9 protein-coding genes and 2 pseudogenes are annotated in these 8773 nt (G+C 63.4%); 3 read left to right on the forward strand and 8 right to left on the reverse strand.

All coding sequences use genetic code 11. The annotated features are described in order from the left end of the window. Positions 1-457: 457 nt before the first annotated feature. Complete coding sequence (locus NKJ90_RS29420; protein ID WP_352487458.1) at positions 458-1129, forward strand: GcrA cell cycle regulator; 672 nt, start codon at positions 458-460, stop codon at positions 1127-1129. Positions 1130-1300: 171 nt separating this feature from the next. Here the strand turns inward: NKJ90_RS29420 and NKJ90_RS29425 are convergent, their stop codons facing one another. Together NKJ90_RS29425 and NKJ90_RS29430 are read right to left on the reverse strand one after the other, a co-directional pair. Then, a complete protein-coding gene (locus tag NKJ90_RS29425; RefSeq protein WP_352487459.1) occupies positions 1301-1609 on the reverse strand; it encodes a DUF982 domain-containing protein in 309 nt (102 codons plus the stop codon). 108 nt (positions 1610-1717) lie between these two features. Continuing rightward, a complete protein-coding gene (locus tag NKJ90_RS29430) occupies positions 1718-1999 on the reverse strand; it encodes a DUF982 domain-containing protein (protein WP_031260436.1) in 282 nt (93 codons plus the stop codon). Between the two features lie 264 nt (positions 2000-2263). Here NKJ90_RS29430 and NKJ90_RS29435 point away from each other — a divergent pair, with 264 nt between their 5' ends. After that, positions 2264-2866 (forward strand): DUF6456 domain-containing protein, encoded by a 603-nt coding sequence (locus NKJ90_RS29435; protein WP_023760068.1) that lies wholly within the window; start codon positions 2264-2266, stop codon positions 2864-2866. 54 nt (positions 2867-2920) lie between these two features. Here NKJ90_RS29435 and NKJ90_RS29440 read toward each other — a convergent pair whose 3' ends face one another. From NKJ90_RS29440 to NKJ90_RS29450, 3 genes and pseudogenes are all read right to left on the reverse strand, one after another. Beyond that, entirely contained in the window at positions 2921-3253 is a 333-nt protein-coding gene (locus NKJ90_RS29440; RefSeq protein WP_023760069.1) for a hypothetical protein, read from the reverse strand. A 74-nt stretch (positions 3254-3327) separates the two neighbouring features. Further along, positions 3328-5308, reverse strand: a pseudogene (locus NKJ90_RS29445) (acyltransferase family protein). A gap of 361 nt (positions 5309-5669) precedes the next feature. After that, positions 5670-6410 carry a Crp/Fnr family transcriptional regulator gene (locus NKJ90_RS29450; protein ID WP_023760072.1) on the reverse strand — a complete coding sequence of 247 codons (741 nt, stop codon included), beginning with the start codon at positions 6408-6410 and terminating at the stop codon, positions 5670-5672. Between the two features lie 320 nt (positions 6411-6730). On the opposite strand from NKJ90_RS29450, the gene NKJ90_RS29455 reads away from it, so the two are divergent. Next, on the forward strand, positions 6731-7054 hold the full coding sequence (locus NKJ90_RS29455; RefSeq protein WP_198032235.1) for a hypothetical protein: 324 nt from the start codon (positions 6731-6733) through the stop codon (positions 7052-7054). 111 nt (positions 7055-7165) lie between these two features. Here NKJ90_RS29455 and NKJ90_RS29460 read toward each other — a convergent pair whose 3' ends face one another. The 3 genes and pseudogenes from NKJ90_RS29460 to NKJ90_RS29470 all read right to left on the reverse strand — a co-directional run. Next, positions 7166-7369, reverse strand: a complete 204-nt coding sequence (locus tag NKJ90_RS29460) for a hypothetical protein (RefSeq protein WP_023760074.1) — start codon at positions 7367-7369, stop codon at positions 7166-7168. A 123-nt stretch (positions 7370-7492) separates the two neighbouring features. Next, the gene (locus NKJ90_RS29465) at positions 7493-8164 is read right to left on the reverse strand and encodes a Crp/Fnr family transcriptional regulator (RefSeq protein ID WP_023760075.1); all 672 of its coding nucleotides are present in this window, start codon (positions 8162-8164) and stop codon (positions 7493-7495) included. Between the two features lie 454 nt (positions 8165-8618). Beyond that, a pseudogene (locus NKJ90_RS29470) lies at positions 8619-8773 on the reverse strand (hydroxyacid dehydrogenase); the annotation flags it as partial.

An 8773-nucleotide genomic window follows, 5' to 3' on the forward strand; every position in this document is an offset into this window, starting at 1 on the left:
CGGGGCGAAGCCCGAGGTCCGGTGCTCCAAGGCACCAGCCCCGGGTCCGGTCGGCCCGTCAACGGCGACCGGAACGGCCGGAGCCGCCGCTCCCCGCGGCTCCGGCCCCCAATTCGACCGGCATGGCGCCGGCCCGATGTCTTCGGGTCCATCTGGCCGATCCTACATCCGCACCGAAGACGGCACCGTCATCCTTTGCGACAGGGCGATCGGCAGGGCGGTTTCGGCCCCCGACAGAAAGACGGCGGAGGCCCGGCTTTCGCGCCTCGTCGAAGCGGCCGGACAGCGAACCCGGTCCGGCTGAGCCGGCGGCGCAAGCCGGGCGTCGAACCACACAACCCTGAGTGCGGCCCAATGGGCCCAAACCCTGACGCTTGCCTGGCGGCGCGTGGCCGAAGGCAGAACTTTGGATGGAGTCTGGAAATGGCAAGTTACACCGAGGCGGAATTGCAGGAGATTGCCCGCTGGCTGGAGGCCGGGCTTTCCGCTTCGAGGATCGCCGCCGCTTTCAGCGCGCTGCGGCAGTGCGGTATCGCGCGATGCCATTGTCGGCATCGTGCACCGCAACGCCATGCTGGGCGCGATCGGCTTTGGCAATGGCAAAGGGCTGCCGGTCGGAGCCAAGCAGGCCGTGGGCAAGCACGCTGGAAGCAAGCTGGCGAGCACAATGCCGACGCACGGCAAAGAGAGCTCCAGGCCGGTCGCCGGCACGGTCGACGCCGCGAACGCCGCCAATGGGACCGGCATGCGTAAGGCGGCCGCCACGCGCGACACTTCGCCTGGCTGGCTGCCGCCGCGCCTGGTGGTGCCCGAGGCGGATGTGCTGATCGCCGACGGCCAGACCTATCGTTTCACCGTGCCGGTGCCGCCGCCTGCACCCGTGGGCCGCCAGCCGCATGGCGTGGCGATGCGCTTCATCGACTGCCTGTTCTCCCGCTGCCGCGCGCCGCTGGACCTGACGGTGGAAGAGGATACCGACATTTCCATTGCTGAAGAGGGGGATGCGCCCGGCGACCGGCCAGGCGCCGACATGCTGTGCTGCGGCATGCGGACCAGTGCGCTGAAGAGCTACTGCACCTATCACCAGACGCGCTTCCGCCGCAGGGTTTTCGCGGTGGAGGCGGGGTGAGAGAAAGCGTCCCTTCTTCCCGTTCGCGGGGCGAAGGTGCCGGCAGGCGGATGAGGGTCAGCACTCAAGTGGAAAGCAGATATGAACTTCAAGCATCCGACCGAAGCGCCGCCCCTCATTGCCCTGCCGGGCACTTCTCCTCGTAAACGGGGAGAAAGAAGCCTCTTCGCTCTATTTCGGCGCCTGCCGGCCCTGCTTGGGCATGTGGCTTTGCATGGTTTTGGCCTCGGGCGTCATGGTCGAGCCGCCATCGGCCACCAGAATATTGGCCACCCGGGCAAAGCCGGTGAACACTTTCATGGCATTGGCTTCAGAAATCTGCGCGGCGATTGCAGCACTGCAGGCGTTAAGCGCGCTGCGGTAGACATGGCCGCGCCGCTCAAGCGGCCAGCGCTGCAGAAAATCGGCGGCTTCGCTGACGCTGTCGATCTCTTCGATATCTCCGTTCATTCGCACCTTAAGCGGCACTCCGGTCTTCATGGTACCCACGGCGTTCACCTTCGCTTTGCGCGCGGCTTCACTTACCGCTCCACTAAACGCGCCGTGCGGGCGGGCGGTTGCATCAATTCTCCGGTCAGCGCGCGCCTTTCAGGGACTGACCACCGCGTCCAGCCAGTCGCGGGCGCGGCTTTTCGGCTTGGCCACCAATATGTTCTGTTGCCTGGCTGCCTTGGTCAGAGCCTCGAAGGCGATGCGCTGGCTGCAGGTACCATCGACGGCGAGCGCAACCAGCCGGGCCGCCTCGACATAGACCGGCGAAGTCTTGTCGGGCCATTGCTGCTTGAGCGCCCCGGCTGCCTCGGCCACCGACCCGACCAGCATGGTTCTGTTGTCGCAAAAGCGCAGGGTTATCGGCACGAAAGCTGTCATCGACATGTCTCCCGTAGACGCCGCATAACGTCGAAAATTCGCGCTGGTTCCATCACACCGAATGCCGGCACAGCTGGGCAGGTGCTGCGATGAGTCGAACGTTTCTCGGATCTCGCCAATCGTCAGCGTCGTGGGAAAGGCGGCGAGGACGAAGCTGCCAGTCCCCTTCCGCGTGGGGAGAGATGGCCGGCACGCCAGAGGAGGCGCGAAGGATCGCCACCATGCCAGCTCCCGCACACCCACACCCAAGCGAGGACCCTACCCATGCCCAGGAAAACCAAACCCGCCAAACCCCAAGCGCCCAAACTGCCGAAGGGCGAGGCCGAGCAGGTGCGCATCCGGCGCGAGATCGGCCATGATTTCGCACTGAAGGACGACGCCTTCGGCCGCAAGCGGCTGACCGCCGGCACGCGGGAGGCTGCCCGCGTCTACGAGGTGTCGAACGACGGCTTCACCGCCACCGGCGGCATCGTGCGGGTGGGCACTATCGATCCGCTGCTGGGCATCACCTCGCTGTCGAGCCAGCAGCGCGAAGCCGGCCTGCGCTACCGTCAGGATTTTCGCTGCAGCCAGCAGGCCAGCGTCAAGCCGATGCGCTGGAGCGAGCGCGTCGACGGCGGCCGCCACGGCGGCGGAATCGTCGATAGCGTGCTGGACGCAGGCCGCGCCCACGCCGCCGCTACCAGGGCGCTGGGCCATTGGGAAGTGGCCGCCGTGGTGCGACGAGTCTGCTGCGCGGGCGGGTCGATCAAGGGCGTGGCCGAGCAGACGGGGGAGGATAGGGATGTGGTGACAAAGATGTTGAAGGTGGGGCTGGATTTACTGGCGGTGCATTATGGAATGATGATCGGGAGGCGGATGGGCTGAGAGACGGCGCACTGATCCGGCCGGCAATGCCGGTCGGATCTGTCAACATCAGGGTTATCGGCAGATGCGAATCTCTTCGATGATCCTGTGATGGTGGCGCCAGTGCCTCACCACTTCGATGTGGCAACGGTGGAAATAACGGTGGTGCCGGTGGAAATAAAGCGGCCTGTAGCCGTTGTCGTAGTCGTCATAGGGGCTGTAGACGTAGCGCGGGCTGTAGACGTAGCGGCCGCCATAGGCCCCATAACCATCGTAATAGTCGTTGCCGTAATAGTCGTTGTAGCCGGCGCCAATGCCGATAAAGACATGACTGCGGGCATCAGCGGGGGCGATCATCGCCGCCGCGGAAGCAATGGCGATAACCGAAACAAGCAGGAGCTTCTTCATAGCTGCCTCCTCTTCAAGGTTGACCTAATATAACCCCCGAGACGCGGCAGCGTTCCATGGATTCGTCTCACCCCCTAGAACAGCGCCCCCTCCAACGGCCCTTCCAGCGTCTCGGCAAACGCCGTTGCCAGGTGATGCCTGTCACGAAAGGCGAGTTGGCCTGATATGACGACATGGCAGGCGGTCGGGTCGCAGAAGCGGTCGGTGAGGTCGATGTAGCGTGTGTCGGGCACGCTGTACACCACGGCGCGCTCGGCGGCCGCGGTGCTGTCGTTGGCGGCCTCTGTCCTGGGCGTGTCGCAGTGCGGCGATGGTGCTTCGCGCCACCATAAAGCGCGCGCCACGCAGGAGTCGGCGAAGCTGGCGTTGATCGGCGTGTCGCGAATGACAGCCGTCTCGACCCCTGCCTGGCTGAACGCCTGTAAGGTCGAGCGCAGGCCGGCCTGCCAGCGCGCGATTTCGGCCGCGCGGCCGGCGGCGGGCATGTCGCGGATCAAATTGCCGATCGAGAATTCGGAGATCACGACCAGGCGCGGCTTGCGGCGGATGATGTCCGATATAGCCTGCTCGCGCCAAGCGTCGCATTCGGTGTAGTCGCGCTTCAGCACGGCATTGAAGGTGGAGAGCCGCGAGGCGCGGCACGAGGATTTGAGATAGGTGATCACTTTGGTGTCGTTGCGCTTCGCCGCTTCGACCAGAGGCGTCGACCAGTGATCGGCATGCGAATCGCCGAACAGCACGATGGTGTGGGCGGCGTTCGCCGCGCCGAACACGCAAGGTTTTGGCGTCACCGTGTGGAAGTCCAGCAGGCAGCTCTTGTCGGTGGCGCGCACGATGGAAGGTTTTTCGGCGGCCTGCTCGATGCCGCGCTGCGCAGTGTCGATGTTGCGCGCGGCCAGATGCGCATTGGCATAGGCGACCGCCACGCCGGCACCGGTCAGGGCAGCGGCCGGGATCAGCGCCCGGGCGCCCGCCGCCAGCCAAGCGCCACGCCGGGCCGGGTTCTCGATCAGGTGATAGGTGAACACCGACAGCGACAGCGCCAGCACGCCGCAGCCCAGTCGCTGCGGGACGGACAGGTCCGGGACCAGCATCCCGGCATAGACGATGACCGGCCAGTGCCAGAGATAGAGTGAATAGGAGAGCGTGCCGATCCATTGCAAAGGCGGCAGCGACAGAGCGGTGGCCGGTGCAAAAGCCTGCCAGCCGGTGCGCTGTTGGGCCGGCCTGCCGGTCTGTTCCGCGCTGGCGCCGCTCAGCAGCACCAGCACGGTGCCGGCAACCGGCAGCAGGGCACGCCAGCCGGGGAAGGGCAGGTTCTCGCTCAACAAGAGATAGGCCGCCGCGATCAGCGCCAGGCCGAGCCAGCCCAATGCCGAGAGCAGCCCTGGACGCCACCGAAGGAAAGCCACTGGGGCCAGCGTCGCCAGGCCGCCGGCGGCGAACTCCCAGGCGCGCAACGGCGAGAAATAGAAGGCCCAGGCAGGTGCTGCGCTGGTCAGCCACAAGCAGGCGGCCAAGGAGGCGAGGCTGGCGACGCCGATTACGGCGGCAGCCGTTCGCCGGCCAGGACGCAGCCAGGCGGCCAGCAGAAGCAGTGCCGGCCAGGCCAGGTAGAACTGCTCCTCCACCGACAGCGACCAGAAGTGAATGAACGGATTGCTGGCGGCATCGGCGGCGAAATAATCGAACGACCAGCGCAGCAGCCACAAATTGATGGTGTAGGCGGAGGCAAACATTGCGCCGCGCGAGTAGAGCGTCTGCTCTTGCGGCGCCAGGATGAAGTAGCCGGCGGCAAGCGTGGCCAGGATGACGAACAGGGCTGCCGGCAGGAGCCGCCGCGCGCGCCTGGCATAGAAGCGCCAGAGGTCGAGCCGGCCGCTCTCGGCGATCTCCCGCATGAGGTGGGTTGATATCAGCCAGCCGGAAATCACGAAGAAGATCGACGCCGGCAAAGCCGCCGGGCAGCGCGGTGAGGCCGAAATGATAGGCGACGACGCCGCCGACGGCGAGCGCGCGCAATCCTTGTATGTCCGGCCGGAACGCTGCCGCCACGATAAATCCTTCGTGCAAGCCCAGCCCCGAGTCCTTGGCAGTGTCGGTCGGTCGGGCTGATATCGCAATGCAACAAATCTAACGCAGCGCAACATGGTGAAAAGAGGGGTGCTGATCCTGAGGACATCCAGCAGCATGGAGACTGGCTGATGTTCCAGGCGGCGTTCTCGACAAGCACTTCATCTTCGAGCATCCGGGCACAGAGACGACGTCGAAGGGCTTTGGCAGCAGATCAGCATGCCATCTTACCCGTCGCTGCGGCTGGTCATCCAGGTGACGGACGATATCGACCGCGGCACCAGTAGCGCGGCGCCTATCGAGAGACTGCAGGCGCCAAAGTCCGACAACGAAGCTTGATATGTCAAGCTGCGCCGGTCTCGCCGATCAGCCTGACATATTCGGCCTCGGGGTCGCCGTAACTGCCATTGGCGAGCTCGATCAGCCCGGCGCGGTCGCGAATGATGATCTCGCCCCGGCGCGCCCGGATCAGCGCGCGACCTTCGAGCAGCTGGAGGGCGACGGTTACGCCTGGCCGCCTGACGCCAAGCATGATGGCCAGGAATTCGTGCGTGATAACAAGGTGTTCGCCGCGAACCCGGTCATCGCACATGAGCAGCCACCGCGCCAGCCGCTCCTCCAGCTTCAGCCGTGCATTGACGAGCGCCGTGCAGCCGGTCTGGGTTTGGAGCGTGTTGACGAAGCGTAGCAGGAACATGCGCAAGGTCGCACTTGCCGTCAATGCCGCATTGAAAGGGCCGGCTTCGATGCGGATCGCTTCTCCTTCGAGCTGCACGAAGCAGGCATGCGCGGAGCGGTCATCGCCCATCACCAGTGAAGTGCCTGTCATGCCTTCGAAGCCGATGAAGCCCACTTCGGCCTCCTGGCCGCTCGTCGTCCTGGCGACCACCGAGCCAATGCCCTGTTCGATGAAGTAGACGGCCTCGATCGGAACGTTGGGAGTCGCCAGCATCTTGCGCAAAGGCAAATCGCAGCGCTGCATATGCGGCTGGAGCAGCGCGAGGTCATCCGCGCTCATCCGCCTCAACAGCTCATTTCGGTATTGCTGGTTCTTGCCGAGGTCCGGCCTATCGGAATTAGTCATGGCGCAGCCCAATGCAGGGCAAGAGCCATCCGATCTCGCAACCTTCCGCGCCTGTAAAAACGTGCGGACGATCGCGTACTGGCTCTGGACAAAAAAGGCTACGAATTCGGTGCACGGCGCCCCCTAACGCCGCTCGCATACGAAAAGATCGACCCAAACGTTAGTGTCGGAAACGTACCAAGCGCCGCTTGGTACGAAACCGACATATTGGCGGACAGCGCGGATCACGGGCAGGCCGATAAAAATCGTCGGCTAACGACAAAGGCGCCCCTGGCGAACCCTCAGAAGTCGGTCTACGACACAGTCTTCCGGCCGAAGAATTGTACGATCCATACAGTGACCACGCCAATATTGACTCTCCCCGCAGCCAAATTAACTTTTTGACCCACAACGTCTGGCGGTGGGGTGCTGCCCGGAGCGGGGTTCTCATGTCGAGCCTTAACAAGCGCCATTCCTGCTTTCATCCTTCCGACCTGCAGCTGTGCCAACGCGTCTTCGATCAGGTCTGCTTCGAACGCAAACTTGACCGGATGTCACTGGAGCCGGACGTGCAGGAGCTGGCAGCCACGGTTTTTGTTCTTTTCGAGAATGGCTGCAGGATTGAAACCGAATTGCTCGACAGTTTCAGGCGAACACGCCAATGACCCGCGCCGATGACCAGGGTCACGTCCTCGATGCCCGGATTTGAAAGCGAGCCTTACGACACCGCGATCTTTGCAAAGGGCAGCGTGTTCGAAACAGCGTCGAGCACAAGCTCACCTCGCATCGATAGCTTTGCTTGTCGCCTTTCGGATGCCCGGCTTGCGCTTTGCCGCCCCGGTCAAAGCCTGCGACGAAAGCCGCAGTTCTCGCAGCCGGGCCGTCTTTGCCTGACGCGCCTGGCGTTCGATGGCGATGATCGATTGCGCCTCGCGGGTTGCACGTTCAATCCGTTCTTTGTCCTGAGGCAGTCGGGTCAAGGAAGCTCTCCTCCTTCGGTGGCACTCAAAATGCGGGCCGAGAGGAAATGTTCCAGCGACAAGTCGCTTAGTAAGAAAAAAATATCATTGCGCGATCAAGGGCAACAGGCTCTGTCTCGATCTTCAATCCTCCGAACCTCCCAAAAGCCTGACATATTCAGCTTCTGGCTCGCCATATCCGCCACTGGCCAGCGCGATCAGTCCAGGACGGTCCAGTATGACGACCTCTCCCCGGCGCGACCGGATCAGAGCAAGACCTTCCAATTCTTGGAGGGCGATGGTCACGCCTGGCCGCCTTACGCCCAGCATCGTGGCGAGGAATTCGTGGGTGATGGAAAACTGCCCTCCCACCACGCGGTCATCGCACATCAGCAACCACCGAGCCAGGCGACCCGTCAACTTCAGCCGCGCATTGACAAGCGCAGTACATCCGGTTTGGATCTGTAAGCAATTTACGTACCGCAACAGGAACAGTCGCAACGTGGGACTGGTCGTTAAAGCCGCATTGAAGCTGCCTGCGTCGATGCGCATTGCTTCGCCTTCGAGTTGCATGAAGCAGGCTTGCGGTGCGCGGTCGTCGGCCATCACCAGGGAATATCCAGCCATCCCCTCATAGCCGATGAAACCGATCTCGGCCTCGTATCCTGTGGACGTGCGCGCGATAACCGACGCAATTCCGCGCTCGATGAAATAAACGGCTTCAATAGGCACGTCGGGCACCACGAGAGACATTCTCAGCGGCAGGACTACCCGGCGCAAACTCGGCTCAAGCAGCGCAAGGTCTTCGGCGGTCATCCTCCGCAACAGTTCATTTCGGAATCTTGAGGAGATCTCGCTAACCAGCGCCTGGCCGGTGGCAGTTGTTTTTGGAAGTTCGTAGTTCAATGTGCAGCTCCCGCAGGGGCGGGAGCGCGATCGACACTCTCAAGCGCCAGTGCCCGTTTAGTAGCTGGCGACAACACCATTGTACGCTTTCGACAATGGGTTAGCGAGTCATTAGAAACGCTGCATGTATTCTCAGGAGGGGTGGGCGACGATTGGCGGAGGGATCCGCCACATTTGCTCAAGGGACGCGCAATGCTCCAGCGCCATCTGAACCAGCTGTCTCGACAGAGGTTCCGCGAGCTGTCCGCTTGCGTCGGCCATTGTTAGGGGCGCCTGGAATTCGATTGGAGGAGTTCCTGAGCGATGGCAGGCGATCCGGTTGCCGAACGCTAACGCGGCCGACCGGAAAGTGACTGAATCCCTTTCAATTCCTGTCGGCCGGCTTGGAGCGCATGCGCGAAACCGTCTCACGCTCGGCGCGCTTGGAGCGCAGCGGCGGCAGGCCGCGGTCGATCAGGTCCATGTCCTCCAGCACCATGTCGCCCATGCGCTTGAAGGCGATGTCGAGCGCGCCGGCGC

This window comes from Mesorhizobium sp. M0051 (assembly GCF_040323235.1).
Lineage (GTDB): Bacteria > Pseudomonadota > Alphaproteobacteria > Rhizobiales > Rhizobiaceae > Mesorhizobium.